At 72.3% G+C, this 16,598-nt stretch carries 12 protein-coding genes; 7 read left to right on the top strand and 5 right to left on the bottom strand.

The window, feature by feature from the left end; all coding sequences use genetic code 11:
* The first annotated feature begins 75 nt into the window (after positions 1–75).
* A complete protein-coding gene (locus ABZ260_RS01770) occupies positions 76–1,350 on the top strand; it encodes an MFS transporter (RefSeq protein WP_355611537.1) in 1,275 nt (424 codons plus the stop codon).
* Between the two features lie 327 nt (positions 1,351–1,677).
* Positions 1,678–4,830: a BTAD domain-containing putative transcriptional regulator gene (locus tag ABZ260_RS01775; protein ID WP_355611540.1), complete on the top strand. Its 3,153-nt coding sequence runs from the start codon at positions 1,678–1,680 to the stop codon at positions 4,828–4,830.
* On the opposite strand, the gene ABZ260_RS01780 is transcribed toward ABZ260_RS01775, so the two are convergent.
* Both ABZ260_RS01780 and ABZ260_RS01785 read right to left on the bottom strand, forming a co-directional pair.
* On the bottom strand, positions 4,812–5,621 hold the full coding sequence (locus ABZ260_RS01780) for an ABC transporter permease (protein WP_355611543.1): 810 nt from the start codon (positions 5,619–5,621) through the stop codon (positions 4,812–4,814). The two genes, ABZ260_RS01775 and ABZ260_RS01780, sit on opposite strands and share 19 nt — an antisense overlap.
* Positions 5,618–6,568, bottom strand: coding sequence for an ATP-binding cassette domain-containing protein (locus ABZ260_RS01785; RefSeq protein WP_355611546.1), 951 nt, complete (start codon positions 6,566–6,568; stop codon positions 5,618–5,620). The genes ABZ260_RS01780 and ABZ260_RS01785 overlap by 4 nt, the downstream gene beginning before the upstream one ends.
* Before the next feature lie 247 nt (positions 6,569–6,815).
* On the opposite strand from ABZ260_RS01785, the gene ABZ260_RS01790 reads away from it, so the two are divergent.
* Complete coding sequence (locus ABZ260_RS01790; protein ID WP_355611549.1) at positions 6,816–8,033, top strand: acyltransferase; 1,218 nt, start codon at positions 6,816–6,818, stop codon at positions 8,031–8,033.
* Between the two features lie 21 nt (positions 8,034–8,054).
* Here ABZ260_RS01790 and ABZ260_RS01795 read toward each other — a convergent pair whose 3' ends face one another.
* Complete coding sequence (locus ABZ260_RS01795) at positions 8,055–8,654, bottom strand: DUF1349 domain-containing protein (protein ID WP_355611552.1); 600 nt, start codon at positions 8,652–8,654, stop codon at positions 8,055–8,057.
* A 413-nt stretch (positions 8,655–9,067) separates the two neighbouring features.
* Between ABZ260_RS01795 and ABZ260_RS01800 the strand changes: the two genes are divergently transcribed.
* The 3 genes from ABZ260_RS01800 to ABZ260_RS01810 all read left to right on the top strand — a co-directional run bounded on the left by ABZ260_RS01800 (position 9,068) and on the right by ABZ260_RS01810 (position 12,958).
* Positions 9,068–9,190, top strand: coding sequence for a hypothetical protein (locus ABZ260_RS01800; protein WP_350915154.1), 123 nt, complete (start codon positions 9,068–9,070; stop codon positions 9,188–9,190).
* A 312-nt stretch (positions 9,191–9,502) separates the two neighbouring features.
* On the top strand, positions 9,503–12,076 hold the full coding sequence (locus ABZ260_RS01805) for a DUF6493 family protein (RefSeq protein WP_355611557.1): 2,574 nt from the start codon (positions 9,503–9,505) through the stop codon (positions 12,074–12,076).
* Between the two features lie 3 nt (positions 12,077–12,079).
* A complete protein-coding gene (locus tag ABZ260_RS01810; protein ID WP_355611560.1) occupies positions 12,080–12,958 on the top strand; it encodes a hypothetical protein in 879 nt (292 codons plus the stop codon).
* Positions 12,959–13,023: 65 nt separating this feature from the next.
* Here ABZ260_RS01810 and ABZ260_RS01815 read toward each other — a convergent pair whose 3' ends face one another.
* Together ABZ260_RS01815 and ABZ260_RS01820 are read right to left on the bottom strand one after the other, a co-directional pair.
* Positions 13,024–15,210, bottom strand: coding sequence for an SDR family NAD(P)-dependent oxidoreductase (locus tag ABZ260_RS01815; protein ID WP_355611564.1), 2,187 nt, complete (start codon positions 15,208–15,210; stop codon positions 13,024–13,026).
* A 35-nt stretch (positions 15,211–15,245) separates the two neighbouring features.
* Complete coding sequence (locus ABZ260_RS01820) at positions 15,246–15,959, bottom strand: TetR/AcrR family transcriptional regulator (protein WP_355611567.1); 714 nt, start codon at positions 15,957–15,959, stop codon at positions 15,246–15,248.
* 170 nt (positions 15,960–16,129) lie between these two features.
* Between ABZ260_RS01820 and ABZ260_RS01825 the strand changes: the two genes are divergently transcribed.
* Positions 16,130–16,582 carry a serine/threonine-protein kinase gene (locus ABZ260_RS01825; RefSeq protein WP_355611570.1) on the top strand — a complete coding sequence of 151 codons (453 nt, stop codon included), beginning with the start codon at positions 16,130–16,132 and terminating at the stop codon, positions 16,580–16,582.
* The last annotated feature ends 16 nt before the right edge of the window (positions 16,583–16,598 follow it).

Consider the following 16,598-nt stretch of genomic DNA (forward strand, 5'->3'; position numbering starts at 1 on the left):
TCCCTGCTGTTCAACGCGTGCATAGCTGCGCACATAAGCACGCTGGAGGCCGCTGTGGCCTGAGAGGGCGGGGTCATGTTCTTCGTACTACGTAATCGCACCTACCGGCACCTGTTCGCCGCGCAGGCCATCGCCCTGGTGGGCACCGGGCTGGCGACCGTGGCGCTGAGCCTGCTCGCCTACGACCTGGCCGGGGCGAGCGCCTCCGCGGTGCTCGGTACCGCGCTGGCCATCAAGATGGTCGCCTTTGTCGGCATAGCCCCAGTGATCAGCGCTTTCGCCGACCGCATCCCGCGCCGGACCCTGCTGGTGGCCGCCGACCTCATCCGCGGCGGCGTCGCGCTGGCCCTGCCGTTCGTCACCGAGGTGTGGCAGATCTACGTCCTGATCTTCTTCCTTCAGGCCGCCTCGGCGGCCTTCACCCCGACCTTCCAGGCGACCATCCCCGAGGTGCTGCCGGCCGAGCGTGACTACACCCGGGCGCTGTCGCTGTCTCGGCTCGCCTACGACATGGAGAGCCTGTTCAGCCCCGTGCTCGCGGCCGGGCTGCTGACCCTGATCAGCTACAACTGGCTGTTCTTCGGAACCGTCCTGGGGTTCTTGGCCTCGGCCGCGCTGGTCGTATCCGTCGTCCTGCCCAGGCCGGCACCGGTCCGGCGCAGCGGCGGCGCCTTCGCCAAGGCCACCTACGGTGCCCGGCTCTTTGGGGCCACGCCGCAGCTGCGCGCCCTGCTCGCCCTGAACATGAGCGTCGCGGCCGCCGGCGCCATGGTCATCGTCAACACCGTCGTCCTGGTCCGCGATCACCTGGACCGCACCGCAGGTGACGTCTCGATCGCACTCGGCGCGTTCGGGGCCGGATCGATGGCCGTCGCCCTGCTGCTGCCCCGCGTGCTGGACAGGCTCAGTGACCGCAGGGTGATGCTGCCCGCGGCTGTCGCTCTCTTCGTGGTCCTGGGCGCGTTCACCGTCGGCCTGGCGGCAGGCGTCCTGTCGTGGTCGTGGCTGCTGATCGCATGGGCGCTGCTGGGCGCCGCGACATCCGCGGCGCTTACTCCGACCGGTCGCCTGATCCGGCGCGCCGTGCCGTCCGCCGACCTGCCGGCCGCCTTCGCGGCGCAGTTCTCCCTCTCCCACGCGGCCTGGCTGCTCACCTATCCACTGGCCGGGTGGTTGGCGTTCAGCGTCGGGATGGTCGCGGCCGCCGCCGTACTTTCCGCGATCGGTTTCGTCGCCGCCGCAGCGGCCTGGGCTCTTTGGCCCACTGAGGCGGCAGTCCGCTCCGCCGCCGTGCCCGGCTACCGGCTCACCCGAAGTGACACCGAGGAGGAGCATCAGCTGGCCGCTTGATGGGGTGTCGGTAAGAAATGTGTCCTGCGCCCCAAACCGTAGGATTTCCACTGACCAGAGGGCTAAGCGCCCATGAGATCGGCTGGAGGGTCCTCAGGCGATGGCCAGGAGCTCGGCCAGGTCGGCGGGCAGGGGCATGGGTTCGGTGAGCCCGACGCGGGTGCGGCCGGTGTGGTCTTCGGCGTAGCGGCCCAAAGCGGAGTCGGCGCGGCCACGATGATCCGCACCGCCACCGCGTCGTGGCTGCCGTCGCGCGGCGCGGCCAGGGGTGACGTGTTCCCAGCCGGGCGGGGCCGCGCCGTTCCGTGGCGTGGCACAGTTGGCTCCATGCGTGTGGGGATCCTGGGCCCGCTGGAGGTGACGGCGGGCGGTGAGAGCGTCGAGATCGGGGGCGTCCGGCTCCGCGTGCTGCTGATCCGGCTGGCGGTGGGAGCGGGGAGGGTCGTCACGGCCGACGAGCTGTCGGACGCGCTCTGGCCGGAGGAGCAGCCGGCCGACCGCGCCAACGCGGTGCGGTCACTGATCGCCAGGCTGCGCCGGGCCCTGCCGGACGCGTCGGTGCTGCGGTCGGCTCCCGGCGGCTACCGGCTCGACCTGCCGCCGGACGCGGTCGACGCGCACCGGTTCGAGCGGCTGGCACGAGCGGGGAGGCGCGCGCTGAACGGCGGGGATCCGGCCGCCGCCGCCCCCCTGCTCCTCGAGGCGCTCGGGCTCTGGCGAGGTCCCGCCCTGGCGGACGCCGCCGGAGCCTCCTTCGCCACGGCGTACGCGGCCGGGCTGTACGAGGCGCGCCTGGCCGCGCTCGAGGATCGCGCCGAGGCGGAACTGGCGTCCGGGCGCCATGCCCACCTGGTGGCCGAGCTCTCCGAGCCCGCGGCCCGTCACCCGCTGAGGGAGCGGCTGCAGGGACTGCTGCTGCGGGCGTTGCACGCCCAGGGGCGTCAGGCCGAGGCGCTGGTCGGCTACGAGAGGATCCGGCTCCATCTGGCGGACGAGCTGGGGGCCGACCCGGGACCTGAGCTGCGGGAGATCCACCTGGCGCTGCTTCAGGAGAGCCCGGCGGAGCCCGTTCGCCCGCCGAACGGCAACCTGCGGACCGCGCTGACCAGCTTCGTCGGCCGGGCGGCCGAGGTGCGGCGGGTCGGCGCGTTGCTGGAGGAAGGACGGCTGGTCACGCTGGTCGGTCCCGGCGGAGCGGGTAAGACCCGGCTCGCGACCACCGTCGCCGGAAGGATCGCCGAGCGGCGGCCAGGTGGTGTCTGGCTGGTGGAGCTCGCGGCGGTGACCGATCCGGCCGACCTGCCCCAGGCGGTGTTCGGCGTGCTGGGTGTCAGGGAGACGGGCTCCTTCGACGCCCAGAGCACGCCCAGGGACACGATGAGCCGCCTGGTCGAGGCGCTCTCGCGCGCCGAGACGGTGATCGTGCTGGACAACTGCGAGCACCTGGTCGAGGCCGCGGCCCACCTGGTCGAGGACCTCCTGGGGAGGTGCCCGAGGCTGCGGGTGCTCGCCACCAGCAGGGAGCCCCTCGGGATACTCGGCGAGGTCCTGTCTCCGGTCGCCCCGCTCGGACTGCCCGAGCCGGACGCCTCCACCCAGGAGGCCGGGACCAGCCCGGCGGTGCGGCTTCTCGCGGACCGGGCCGCCGCGGTACGGCCGGGCTTCGCGGTCACCGGGGAGAACGTCGCGGCGGTGGTGGAGATCTGCCGTCGGCTGGACGGGCTGCCGCTGGCGATCGAGCTGGCCGCCGCGCGGATGCGTTCGCTGACCGCGCCTCAGGTGGCCGGGCGCCTCGGAGACCGGTTCCGGCTGCTGACCGGCGGCAGCCGCACCGCGTTGCCCCGCCATCGGACGTTGCGCGCGGTCGTCGCCTGGAGCTGGGACCTGCTCGACGACGACGAGCGCCGGTTCGCGGAGCGGCTCGCGGTGTTTCCCGGCGGGATCTCGGTGGAGGCCGCCGAGCGGGTGTGCGGGGAGCCGGGCACGGCCCTGGACCTGCTCGGCGCGCTGGTGGACAGGTCGCTGCTGCAGGTGGTCGAGGCGCCGCAGCCGCGCTACCGCATGCTGGAGACGATCCGCGAGTACGGGCTGGAGCGGCTGGCGGAGACCGGGGAGATCGCCCAGGTCAGGGCCGCGCACGCGGGGTACTTCCTGGACCTCGCCGAGACGGCCGAACCCTGTCTGCGCGAGGAACGGCAGCTGGTCTGGCTGGCCGTGCTGGATGCCGAGCGCGACAACCTGCTCGCCGCCCTGCACTTCGCCGCCGACGCGGGCGACGCCGACACGGCGGTACGGCTGGCCGCCGCGCTGAGCGTCTTCTGGATGATCCGCGACAACTACGCCGAGGCCGCGGGCTGGCTCCGTCTCGCCCTCGGCGTTCCCGGCGAGGTGTCTCCGGAGCACCGGTCGGTCGCCGCCGCCCTCCACATGATCAACAAGATGCTCTCCGGTGACCATGAGGGCCTGCAGGACACCATCGAGCGGCTCCGGTCGCTGGCCGCCACCGTCGATCCCGATACCGAGAACCCGTTCCTCGCCCTGCTCGAACCCGTCCTCGCGATCTTCACCGACGACGCCGTCCGGGGCGTGGCCGCCGTCGAGCGGCGGCTGTCGCATCCCCACCTGTGGACCCGTGCGATGCTCTTCAGGATCAGGGCGGCCCTCCTGGAGAACGAGGGAGACCAGGCGGGCGCACGCCGCGACCTGCTCAGGGCCGCCGCCGGTTTCCGCGACCTGGGGGACCGGTGGGGGCTCGCCCAGGTACTGGGCCCGCTGGCGGAGGCCAATCTGGCGTTCGGCGACTTCGACGAGGCCGTCGAGGCGCTGGAGGAGTCCATCCGGCTGCTGCACGCCCTCAACCCCGATGACAACGCCGACCACCAGCGGATCACGCTCGCCGCCGCGCGGGCGCAGCAGGGCGACGTGGAGAGGGCACGCGCCGAGTTGCTGGCGATGGCGGAACCCACGGCGCGGCAGTGGTCACAGCGGCACGTCGCGTTCGCCCGGCTCGCGCTGGGCGATCTCGCCCGCCATACGGGTGCCCTCGACGAGGCGGCGCGGCACTACGACGCGGCGGCGACCGGCACCAAGGACATTGTGTTCGTCGCCCCGCAGTTCCACGCACTGATCCTGCAGGCGATGGTCCATCTGGCGATCGATCGGGACGATCCGGTGACCGCGGAACGGCGGCTCGACGAGGCGATCGACTGGGCCCTGGAAGGGAAGGACATGCCGGTCCTGGGCCGCGTCGGCATCGCCGCGGCGGCCCTGCGAGCCTGGCGAGGTGACCTGACCGGCGCGGCGGAGATTCTCGGCGCCGCCGAGCGGCTCCGAGGCGCCCCCGACGGGTTCAACCTTGAGATCGCCCGGCTGACCCGGCGGCTCAGAGACGAACTGGGCGACGCCGCCTACGACGCCGCCCACGCGCGGGGGATGGCACTCGACCGCGCCGCCGCGCTCGATCAGGTACGGCGGCGGTAGGCGCGGACCGCCAGCGGCGCGAACACCGCCAGGAAGAGCGCCGAGGACAGCAGCGTCCACATCACCGGACCCGTCGCCGGCCCGCCCAGCATCAGGGCGCGCGAGGCGTCCATCGCGTGCGCGACCGGGTTGATCTCCACCCAGGTCTGCAGCCAGCCGGGGAGGGTCTCCTTCGGTGTGATCATGCTGGTGCCGAAGGTCAGCGGGAACAGCACTATGAAGGCCGTCCCCTGCACCCCGCCCGGGTTGCGCATGAGCATCCCGATCAGGACGAACGCCCAGCTCAGGCTGAACGCGAAGAAGATGGTGAGCAGGCAGGCGGCCAGCACCGACAGCGGGTCGGTCTGGATCCGGAACCCCAGCAGGAAGCCGCAGCCGAACAGGGAGACGACGGCCACCAGATAGCGGATCAGGTCGCCGAGCACCGAGCCGATCAGCGGTGCGGACCGGCCGATCGGCAGGCTGCGGAACCGATCGAAGACCCCCTTGCCGATGTCGGTGTTGAGGTTCACCCCGGTGGCCATCCCGCCGAACATCAGCGTCTGCACCATGATGGCGGGAAGCAGGAACTGCAGGTACTCGTGGGTGGAACCGGCCACCGCCCCGCCGAGCAGATAGACGTACACCAGTACGAAGACGATCGGCTGCAGCGTCACGTCGAGCAGTTGCTCGGGGGTGCGCAGGGTCTTGGTCAGGCTTCTTCTGCCGAGCGCGAGGCTGTGCCGCACCAGCCCGAAGGGCCGGGGCTGGACGGGGGCCGGTGCCTGCGCGCGTTCCATGGTGAGCGTCATGCCGCGGTCTCCTCTTCGGTGTGGCGTCCGGTGAGCGTGAAGAAGACCTCGTCCAGGCTGGGCAGCCGGAGGCTGAGCTCGGTGACCGAGATCCGCTCCTGGTCGAGCCGCCGTACGATCTCGGTGAACGCGGTGTCGCTCTCGACGGGAACAGTGATCACGCCCCGGCCGGGTGATTCGGGGGTGCGGCCGACCACCGCGCCGACGAGCGCGGCGGCGTCCGCCAGCCGGGCCGGGTCCGCGGGCCGGACGAGGATCGTCTGCCCGCCCACGACGTGCTTGAGCTCGGCCGGGGTGCCGTGCGCGATGACCCGTCCGTGGTCGATGACCGAGATGTCGTCGGCCAGGGCGTCGGCCTCCTCCAGGTACTGCGTGGTCAGCAGCACGGTGACCCCGTCGCCGACCAGCGAGCGGATGATGCTCCACACGTCGTCCCGCTTGGCCGGGTCCAGACCGGTCGTCGGCTCGTCGAGATAGAGGACGGCGGGACGGCCGACGAGACCGGCGGCCAGGTCGAGGCGGCGCCGCATGCCGCCCGAGTACGTCTTGGCCGCCCGCCCGCCGGCCTCGGCGAGCCCGAAGCTCGTCAGCAGCTCCGTCGCCCTGGCCTTCGCCTCCGTGCGGCGCAGGTCGAGCAGCTCCCCGATCAGCACGAGGTTCTCCATACCGGTGAGGTCGTCGTCGACCGACGCGTACTGTCCGGTCAGCCCGATCAGGCGGCGTACCCGGGCGGCGTGCCGTACGACGTCGAGCCCGCCGACCGTGGCGTGTCCTTCGTCGGGTCTCAGCAGTGTGGCCAGGATTCGAACGGCCGTTGTCTTGCCAGCGCCGTTCGGCCCGAGCACCCCGAGAACCGTGCCCTGCCGGGCGGCCAGGTCGATCCCGGCGAGCGCGGTCGTCTTCCGGTAGCGCTTGACCAGTCCCTCCGCCTCGAAGGCAAGGGTCATGATGTCCTCCACAGTGGTGGTCTTGAGCGGTGGTCTTGAGTGGTGGTCTTGAGTGGCGGTCTTGACCCCACGCACCCTGACCGGCACGCATGTCAGCCGTGGCACAGATCCATGTCAGCGGGCCGCCCGGCCTGACACGCCCTGGGAGGACCGAGTGGATTTATCCGCTTTCCGGCCCGCATTCCGGTAGCGCGGGAAGGAGTGCAGGCACGAGACTGATCCGGGTACGCGGAGCGGCGGAGGTGGGATGGCGACGACACACATCGAACCGTTCGAGGCCGCGCGACCGGGGCGGCGGCCGGAGTTGGACGCGATCCGCACCCTGGTGGTGGTCGGGCTGGTGTTCTTCCACTCGGCGCTGGTGTTCGACACCCGCGACGACTACTACGTGAAGAACGCCGAGACCACCGACGCGACCACGATCGCCGCCGGTCTCGGCGTGGTGTGGGCGATGCCGATGCTCTTCCTCATCGCCGGTCTCGGCTCGTGGCACTCGCTGCGCCGGCGCGATCCCGCCGGATTCGCCGTGGAACGGCTGCTGCGGCTCGGCGTGCCGCTGGTGTTCGCGACGCTCACCATCATCCCGGTGCCGCAGTGGCTGCGGCTGCGGGCCGACCCCGCGTATCACGAGTCGTACCTGCGGTTCCTGCCGCGCTTCTTCGACGTGCGCCTGGACCTGGCGGAGTTCCCCTTCGTCGTACAGGGCGAGCACTTCGAGGTCGGGCACCTGTGGTTCGTGGTGATGCTGCTCGCGTTCGCGCTGCTGCTGGCGCCGCTGGTCCGCTGGTTTCCCCGCGACCTCGGCCGCCGGATCCGCGACCGGCTGGCCACGGCGGTGCGGCGGCGCGGAGCGGTGCTGCTGGCCGGCGTCCCGATCGCGGTGATCAGCGCGCTGCTGGGCCTGGAGGAGGCGTACGCCGGCTGGAACCGCTGGGCCTACCTGCTGTTCTTCCTGTACGGGTTCGTGCTCGCCGCCGACGAGCGGTTCCGGGCGGCGATGCGCCGCGACGCGGTGCCGGCCGCCGTGCTCGGCCTGGTCCTGTTCCTGATCGGCATGCCGGGTTTCCTGATCGCGGGCAACACTCCCGGAGGCGACCCCTTCACGGACCTGACCGCCCTCTCGATCGGTGTCCGCACCCTGTACGGCATGGCGGGGTGGTGCTGGCTGGTCGCGATCCTGGGACTTCTCGACCGTCGTCGCGGGGCACCGGCCGCCGCGCGGGACACGCCGGACGGCCGGGGCCGGCGGCTGTACGGCTATCTGGCCACCGCCGCGTTGCCGCTGTACGTCCTGCACCAGCCGATCGTCGTCGCGGTCGCGTACGGCGTGGTCGGCCGGCACGCGCCGATCGTGGTCAAGTACCTCGTGATCGTCGCGGCCTCGCTGGTCCTGACCGTGGCCACTTACGACCTGCTGGTGCGCCGCACGCGGGTGACCCGGTTCCTGTTCGGGATGCGGGGATAGGCGCCGTTCACCCGGCCGGGCTCACTCGCCGTTGCGCAGGTCGGAGAGGCGTGTCGCCGAGTAGCGGATGTCCTCGAAACGGACGGTGCAGCCCTGGCCGGTCGGTGACTGGGCGAGGAAGCCGACCTCGGGGTCTCCGTCGAGCGCGAAGTACCTGGTGAGATGCCAGAAGTCGGTACCGGTGGAGACGTGGAAGGCGAAGGCGGAGCCGATCCGGGAGATTCGCAGCCGCAGGTCGTCGCCCTCGGCGGTGAAGGAGTTGCAGTCGTCGGACACCCCGCGGGTCACCACCGAGACGATCGTGGGCCTGCCCTGCGGGGACATCTCCAGGCAGAACTTCGCCCAGGTGCGCTCGTCGGCGTGCAGCACCAGGACCCCGGCGTCGTAGGTGGTCAGCAGGTCGACCCTGATCCGGGCGCTCAGCGTGAAGTCCCCGTCCAGCCGCCCGACCAGGGCGGGGGCGTTGGCGAAGCGGTCGGGGCCGCCGGGGTCGGTGAACAGGTCGGTGTTCGGGCCCGCCTCGATGGCCAGCGCGTCGTCCCCGTCGACGCTCCATCCGACCGGCCGGTTCAACCAGCGCAGCGGAGCGGGGAAGGCGGGCAGAACGACCGGCCGGCTCATGGGATTCTCCTTCTCGTACGGGGCGGACTCGTCAATGGAGGCTCACCGGACGTCGAGTGTGATCCGCGTCCAGCAGGTGACGCCGGCCAGGCTGACTTCCGAGCAGCTTGTGGATCATCCTTGGCGTGCCTGATGGTACCGCTCCCACAAAGGCGGATAAAAGCACCTTGTCCGCATGTGGAATCCAGCGGCAGCCATCCGTTATCCGGCTCCGGTGAGCGCCCGATGGCTGCGCCGCAGGAAGTCGCGTACGGCCGCGTTCCCGGTGCGGGCGATCGCCGCCGTAGGCCGACGTCGCCTCGGCGGTGCGCTCCAGGCGGCGGAGCAGGTCGGCACGGACGGCGTGGAGCAGGTGGTAGCCGTCCAGGTCGAGGGACCGGGTTTCCCCGGTCGTCGCCGGGTAGCACGAGGGCATGCGCATCGGGAAGACGGAGATCAGGATCCTGGGCGGCTGGGCCGGGTGCCTGACCATGATCCTCGTCTCCGTGCTGCTCTCCGTCCTCCTGACGGTCCTGCTCAACCTGCTCCTTCGCTGACCGTTCACCGGGACCGTCGCGACGGCGGGAGACTTCCTGTACGTCCCGGAGGCCGTGCGCCTGCTCCGCGACCATGGCTTTCCGGCGCGCCCGCTGGACGGTGGGCTCACCCGCTGGCGACGCACGGGGAGACGACTGCAGACCGGTTCCGCCACGGCCCGGTAACGGGCCTTCGGCCGAATTGTCGGAGTGGATCACTACCGTTCCCGGCATGCTCAGTTCGCAGCAGCAGGCTGCTCTGTCGACCGCCGGGACGAAGGTCTCCGCACCCGGCGAACTCCCTCGGATCACCCGCCGCGAAGAGGCCGGCGCATGACCGCCTGGGAGGAGATCCGCGGACTCATCGACCGCCGGGACGCCCACGCCGTCGCGGTCCGGATCGTCGAGTTGGACGAGGAGGCGCGCAAGGAGGTCGCCGGCCTTCTTCCGGGATACCTGAAGACGCTGCGCGGCCGACGCGAATCCTGGGAGGGGCTCGACGACTACGCCGAGGTGCTCCGCGCCGCCGGGGCCGGGGTGCTCACCGGGGCGGCCGCCGTGGCGACCTGGCTGAACCGCCGGGACTTCACCTCCCGCTGGGGCTCGCCGTACGGGGACACCGAGCGGATCATGGCGATTCTCGCGACCCGGCCGGCGGAGTGGCGGGCCGACCTGGCCGGACGGCTCGTGCTGAGGCTCCGGACGGGGGAGGACCGTGGGCTGCCGCTGGCACTCGCCCTGCTGCGTGCGACCGGGATCGAGGTACCGGCCCACGATCCGCTGGTCGTCGGATGGGTGAGCACCGTCGGCGGTCTGCCCGCTCTGCGAAAGGATCCGCTCTTCGACGCCATGCTTCCCCGCGTCTTCGAGGTTCAGGGGGTGGGGCGGGCCCTGCAGTGGGAGAACGATCCGGCCCGGTCGTTGCTGGGCGCCCTGCGTACCCTGGCCGCCAAGGACGGGGCGAGACGGCCGATGCTGCTCCAGGGGTGCGTCAGGCGGTTCCTGCTGGGTGGTTCGGCGGCAGAGCTGCGGTTCTTCGTCCGCCTGCACGAGGCCCTGGATCCGGCGCCGCACGAGATCGAGCCGCACGCCCGCGACTACCTGCGGCTGCTGCCCGCGGCGCCGGGGCCGGTCGCCGAGCTGGCGCTGCGGCATCTGCGCGGGCTGGACGGGCTCGACCCCTTCGACCTGGTGGAGGGGTGGGAGTCGGTGCTCTTCAGGCCCGAGCGCAAGCTCGTCCGCGCCGGGCTCACCTGGCTGGACCAGCGGGTACGGCTCTCGCCCGAGCTGGCGACCTCGATCGCCGGACCGCTGGCGCTGGTGTTCGCCGCGGACTCCACCGAACTGCAGGACAGGGCGGTGACGCTCGCGATCAAGCACGCGAGCCGGATGGACGACGAGGGCCGGGACGTCATCCGCGACGCGCTCGGCACGCTCCCGCCCGACCTCGGGCGGCGTGCCTTCGCGGTCTTCGGCGGCGAGGAGCCGGCCGAGCCCGACCCACGGGACGGGTTCGCCCCGTCCCCGCTCCCGCAGCCCGACGCGCCGCGGCGGATGCCTGATCCGATCGGTTCCGTGGCGGAGATGGTGCCCCTGCTGGACGGTTCCGGTGACTGGCAGGAGTGGGAGCGGCTGCTGGCCGGTTTCGTCGCCCTCGTGCACCGGGATCGCGAGAGTACGGCCGCCGAGCTCAAGCCCCACCTGGTCGGCAGGTATGAGCGCCTGTACGGAGGCGACTACCACTGGAACCGGGTCGATCGCTGGGACCAGGTCGACCACTGGCTGATCGGCGCCATGTGCTCCCTCAGCGGCATCGCACCGATGCGGGGTGCCTGGAAGCGGAAACTCCCTGACACCCGCCGTCTCTGCCCGCCGCACCTGCTTCTGCTGCACCGGGCGGCCGAGATCCAGATGGCCGTCGAGGAGGACGTCGTCCCGCCGTTGCTGCTGTCCACCCCCACCCTCACGACCGGGCACGTGGCGGCGGCCGAGCTGGTGACGAGGCTGGAGGTCATCGAGGCCGCCGGGGTGAAGCCGCTGGCCGCGGACCTGCAGCAGGCACTCCTCCGGCTGCCCAGAGAGCGGGATCCGAACGCGGCCGAACGCGCCGGCCGGCTCTCCTCGCCGGCCGGCCGCCTGGTCGCCCGCCGGCTGTCCGGGGCCCGGTTCGAGGATCCGGTGGTGGAGGTGCACTGGTCCCGCAGCGCGCCGGCCTACTCCACCGAGGTGAAGCTCGTCCCGTCGCTGCACGCGCCGGCCACCGGGCTGCCGCTCGTCGACCGGATGTTCGCCGCCTCTCCGCGGCACGGTGACGAAGTTCATCTGTCCTGGTGGCCGTCGATGTTCCCGTCCCACCGCGAGGTGGCCGCCGCCCACCTGTCAGGTCAGCTCCTGCGCGATCAGTGGCGCGGCCCGGCGGTAGGACCGGACCATCTCCGCCTGCTCGCCGGGCTCGACGGGCCGCCGGGGGTCGCCGTCTCGCTCGTCCTTGCCCATGTGCTGGGAAACCCGGACATGCCGGAAGCCGTCGACGTCCTGCTGACGATGGCGGGCCGCGGCGACCTGCAGGCCGCCGAACTCGGCAGGCAGGCGGCGGCGCTGGTCGGATACGACCAGGTGAAGCTCCTCCACCTGACGGCGGCCCTGGAGTCGGCGTCCCGCCAGGGTGCCCATGAGGAGGTGTGGACGGCCATCGCCGCGGCGTTGCCGTTGCTCGTGCCCCAAGCCGGTCGCCGGCCGCGCCACGGGCTCACCGAGTTCGTGGCGCTGGCCGCCACCACGGCGGCGTGCTGCCGCGCTCGCGGGGCGATTCCCGAGATCGAGGCCATGGCGGCGCGTAAGGGATCGAGTGGCCTGCTCCGTGAGGCGCGCCGCCTGCACGGGCTGTTGACGGCGAAGGAAGGATGACCCATGCGCTCGAAGTATGACGAGGAGTGCCGCCTGCGGCTGGCGATCGGCGACCTGGTCCGTGCCGCCGCGCCTCCTGGCTGGAACGGCGCCACGGTCCGCTGCGCCCAGGTCGGCGGATTCTCCCGGGTCACCGTGGAATGTGACGGGGTGGAGCTCGGCGTCCAGGGGCTGGAGGAGCCGTTCCGGCGGCTCCGCGAACTGTCCCGTCGCGACGGCGAGGGCAGCTGGTTCCGCTGCGAGCTGCGCTTCACGCCGGAGAGCAGGTCGTATCGGGGACAGGTGGACGCCGACGGGTTCCCCTTCCCCGAAGGTACGGACATCCCCGACGTCGCGCTGCTGGAAGAGCTGACGCTGTTTCCCCGCGACCTCGTTCCCGGCTGGCTGCTGGACGCGCTCCCGACGGCGGTCCCGGTGGGGATCCACGAGCCCGAGGACCTCCGGCGACGCTCCCGCTGGGCACCGCGGCCCGAGCCGGTCATCTCCGGAGAGCTGGTCTACACGCCGGCCGGGCACCTGGCCGTCCACCGGCTCGAAGTCGACGAGAGGGCCGCGGGCCCCATCGCCGTCCTGCACGAGGAGGCCGAGGGCGGCGGCGACCACCTTCTTTTCCTCGCCACGAAGGAGGCGGGAAAGCGGTCCTACTGGGTGGCTCGCAAGGACATGCGGGGCACCGGGGGTGGCATCACCGCATGCGTGCTCGACGATCGGCGTCTCGTCCTGCACCTCACCCCCAGGGCGGCGGACGACATGGAGACCGAGACCGTCCTGACCGTCGAGCTGAACCTGGGCCCCGTCGAGACGGAGCGGCTACGGGCCGTTCTCGGCAGGGTCTTCCGTGCCGGGGTGTCCGATCCGATGCCCTCGCTCACCGGGTTCTGACCCGCGGCCGGGTAGAAAGCCGCACACTCCCGGCGCGGGAAGGGGTGAACGGCGCCGCTCTCCGGCTAGCCTCGGTGCCGGCGCACCATGCCCGCTGCGAGGGGGGCGCCTGCGAAGTCACCGGCCGCCATGCGGGCGGCGACGGTGCGCCGGACGAGACGGTCGGCCAGGGCGGGGGCGTGCCTGCCCACCATCATCTCGACACGTCCCCGGCGGGTGGTCGCCACGTCACGGGGGGCGCGGCGGGCGGTGACCGCGCGGACGATCGCGTCGACCACGCCCTCGACGGGTTCCGGCCGAGACACCGCGTCCAGGGAGAGCCCGGCCTGTTTCGTGCTGTCGTGGATCGGGCTGCGGACCATGCTCGGATAGACGGTCGTCACGCCGACGTGCGTGCCGACCTCAAGGCGGAGCGCGTCGGCGTAGGCCGCGAGCGCGCGCTTGGAGACGCCGTACGCCGCCGCCAGCGGCAGCGGCAGGACCGCCATCCGTGAGGCGATGAAGACCACCTGCCCCCTGGCGCGTACCAGGTGGGGCATGACCGTCGCCGTCACGCGCCAGGCGCCGAGCAGGTTCAGCCGCAGCTGCGCCTCCACCTCGTCGCCCGGGGCGAGTTCGGCCGGGGCGGGCCCGCCCCGGCCGGCGTTGTTGATCAGCAGGTCAATGCCGCCGAGCAGGGCCGCGGCCTCCGCCACCGCGGCGTCGACGGACTCCTGGGAGGTGATGTCGCACGCGATGATCGGTATGTCGGAGCCGTCGGGGCGGGCGGTGGGACGGACGACGTCCAGGCCGACCACTCGCGCGCCCTGGGCGGTGAACCGCGCGCTCATCGCCCTGCCGAAGGTGCCCGCCGCGCCGGTGACCAGGATCCGGCGCCCGGCCAGCGCGCGCGCCGGGGACGGGCGCAGCTCGCGGTTCACGACGCGGAGGTACTGGTCGACGTCGATCCGCATGTGGGGCCTGCGCTGTCCCCAGCGCTCCCGCGCGGCGTCGAGCTCGGCCGAGGCGATCCTCCGCGCGCTCTCCGGATCGGGCAACCGATGGGTTCCGGTCCGTACGGCGGCCACCAGGCGGCCCTGCGCCTCGACGACGGGCAACGCCGAGCCGGTCGACTGCATCAGCCCGACGTAGCTGATCGAGTCGTCGCCGATGGGGAAGACGTGGCGGTAGAGCAGCAGGCTCGCCGGGTCGGGCACCGTGTCCGCGTCGAGGAACGGGGTCACGGCCCGGTAGCCGGTGCACCACACGATGTGGTCCACCTCGTCCGCCTGTCCGTCGGCGAAGTGGACCCGGGAGCCGTCCAGGCGGGTGACACCCTGCCGCGCGAGAATCCTTCCTCTCGCGATCAGCTCGGGAACGGAGTCGCTCAGGGTCGGGTGGTCCTGGAGCACGCCCTGACGGGGGGCGGGGAGGCGCGGCCCGGCGGGTTTCCGGTCGGCGACCCTGAGCACCGCCTGGGAGACCACCTGGCGCACCCGCCAGGGGAGCAGGGCGGCGAGGGCGCCGTTGAGCTGGTCGGAGGGGCGGCCGAGCAGCCGTTTGGGCAGCACCCAGACACCGCGCCTGGCCGAGAGCAGCACGGTGGACGCGTGGCCGACGAGCTCGGCGGCGATGTCCATCGCGGAGTTGCCGGTGCCCACGACGAGCACCCGCTTCCCGGCGAACTCGGCGGGGGTGACGTAGCCGTGCGCGTGCGACTCGGTGCCGGTGAACGTCCCCGGGTACGGCGGTTCGGGGTGGCGGGGCTCGTGGTTGTGGCCGTTGGCCACCACAAGATGCTGCACCGTCTCGAGGTACGGCCCGTCGGGGCCGGTCAGCGCCAGCTCCCAGCCGTCGCCGGCACGCCGGGCCGATTCGAGCGTGGTGGCGAACCGGAAACTCTCGCCGACCCCGAAGTGCTCGGCGTACGACCGCAGGTACTCCAGCATCTGGGCGCGGGTCGGGTAGTCGGGCCACTCGGCGGGCATGGGGAAGTCGGAGAACTCCGTGCGCGGCCTGCTCGTGTTGAGGCGGAGGCCCTCGTAGGACGCGGTGTCGGCGTCCAGCCGCCACAGGCCGCCGAGGGAGGTGGCGCGCTCGACGCCGAGCACCGGCAGGCCGGCCTCGATGAGGGCCTTGGCCGCGGCTATGCCCGCGGCGCCGCCACCGACGACGGCGGTCACTCCCCGGCCCGGCGTACCGGCGGACACCTCCTCGGCCGGCGCTCCGGCGCTGCCGGCGGTCACTCCCGGGCCCGGTTCCGCTGAGCTCATCCGCTGCCTCCCATATTCCATCGAATGATGGAATATTAGCCGTCCACGGCGCCCGCGCCAGGGGGTGCGTAGAGCCGGTCGACGAAACGGCGGGCGTAGGCGCGGAACTCGCGCCTCTCCCGATCCGCGGCCACCGGGTCGCCCCCCCGGGCGGTCAGGGCGGCCAGGGCGGTCACGTGGCCGTGGGCCGCCCAGACCAGGCCGCGCACGGTGATGTGCGGCGTCGGCTCGACGACCAGGCCGCGGGTGGCCGCCTCCAGCAGGGCCCGCTCGATCTCGCCGTAGATCGGCAGCGAGTACGCCTCGTCCAGCGACAGGTGGAGGCCGGGGTCCAGCCACCGGCGCAGCCACAGGAACGTGGTCTGGGGGTGGTCGTCGAGGAAGTCCACGAACGCGTCCACCAGGTCGTGCATGGCGCTCACCACGTCGGCCACCGGTCCGGAGCGCACCGCGGCGAGGAGGGCGCGCACCGGCGGCGTGAGCGTCGCCCGCTCCAGCTCGAAGACGCGGGCGAAGCAGGCGTCGTACAGCGACGCCTTCGTGGGGAAGTGGTGGTGCACGCTGGAGACGTCGATCCCGACCTGGGCGGCGATGTCGCGCATGGAGACGCCGTCGGCCCCGTGCCGGGCGAAGAGGTCGGTCGCCGCCGCGAGGATGCGGTCGGAGGTGGACGGCGCGGACCTGTCCCTGGGCGGGCGTCCCCGGCGGCGGGCCGGGGGTGCGGAGACGTCTTCCTCGCTCTTCCTCATGCCGGACAGTCTGGCCGCGATGCCCCTACCTCGCAATCCATCAATGAGTGGATTGGCAAGGAAAGCGGCGGGTCCGGGGGAACCGGAACGCGATCTTGTCCTGCGATCCCGGCGAGGCACCCCTACAGTGGTGTGCCAATTGCCGGGTTCGGAGTTGATGGCGGGAGATCATGGGGGTTTGGGAGGGGGCGGCCGTGGTGCTCGCCGGGCGGTACCGGCTGGACGAGCTGATCGGCCGCGGCGGCACGGGCGAGGTCTGGCGCGGTTACGACCTGCGCCCCGGCTGGCCGGTGGCGGTCAAGATCCTGGCACCGCAGGTGGCCGACGCCGCGGTGCGCGAGAGGTTCGCCAGGGAGGCCAGGACCGCCGCGCGCATCGTCCACCCCAACGTGGTGACCGTGCTCGACATGGGCGAGCACGAGGGCCGCCCGTACCTGGTGATGGAGTTGCTGACCGGCCGGGATCTCGCCGCCGAGCTGGCCGAGCGCGGACCGCTGAGCGTGGCCGAGACGTGCCGCCTGGCGGGGCAGATCGCGCTCGGACTGGACGCCGCGCACCAGGCCGGGGTCGTGCACCGCGACGTCAAACCGGCGTCGAAAACCGGCCCAGCGTCCTGCCGATGACGATCTTCGCTTCCAG

Origin of the sequence: Streptosporangium sp. NPDC006013, assembly GCF_040614275.1 — a bacterium.
GTDB lineage: Bacteria > Actinomycetota > Actinomycetes > Streptosporangiales > Streptosporangiaceae > Streptosporangium.

Coding starts and splice junctions, on each gene's coding strand:
- ABZ260_RS01790 (WP_355611549.1), top strand. CDS start 6,816: ATGGCGACGACACACATCGAACCGTTCGAGGCCGCGCGACCGGGGCGG.
- ABZ260_RS01800 (WP_350915154.1), top strand. CDS start 9,068: ATGCGCATCGGGAAGACGGAGATCAGGATCCTGGGCGGCTGGGCCGGG.
- ABZ260_RS01785 (WP_355611546.1), bottom strand. CDS start 6,568: ATGACCCTTGCCTTCGAGGCGGAGGGACTGGTCAAGCGCTACCGGAAG.
- ABZ260_RS01805 (WP_355611557.1), top strand. CDS start 9,503: ATGACCGCCTGGGAGGAGATCCGCGGACTCATCGACCGCCGGGACGCC.
- ABZ260_RS01770 (WP_355611537.1), top strand. CDS start 76: ATGTTCTTCGTACTACGTAATCGCACCTACCGGCACCTGTTCGCCGCG.
- ABZ260_RS01815 (WP_355611564.1), bottom strand. CDS start 15,210: ATGAGCTCAGCGGAACCGGGCCCGGGAGTGACCGCCGGCAGCGCCGGA.
- ABZ260_RS01795 (WP_355611552.1), bottom strand. CDS start 8,654: ATGAGCCGGCCGGTCGTTCTGCCCGCCTTCCCCGCTCCGCTGCGCTGG.
- ABZ260_RS01810 (WP_355611560.1), top strand. CDS start 12,080: ATGCGCTCGAAGTATGACGAGGAGTGCCGCCTGCGGCTGGCGATCGGC.
- ABZ260_RS01775 (WP_355611540.1), top strand. CDS start 1,678: ATGCGTGTGGGGATCCTGGGCCCGCTGGAGGTGACGGCGGGCGGTGAG.
- ABZ260_RS01820 (WP_355611567.1), bottom strand. CDS start 15,959: ATGAGGAAGAGCGAGGAAGACGTCTCCGCACCCCCGGCCCGCCGCCGG.
- ABZ260_RS01780 (WP_355611543.1), bottom strand. CDS start 5,621: ATGACGCTCACCATGGAACGCGCGCAGGCACCGGCCCCCGTCCAGCCC.
- ABZ260_RS01825 (WP_355611570.1), top strand. CDS start 16,130: ATGGGGGTTTGGGAGGGGGCGGCCGTGGTGCTCGCCGGGCGGTACCGG.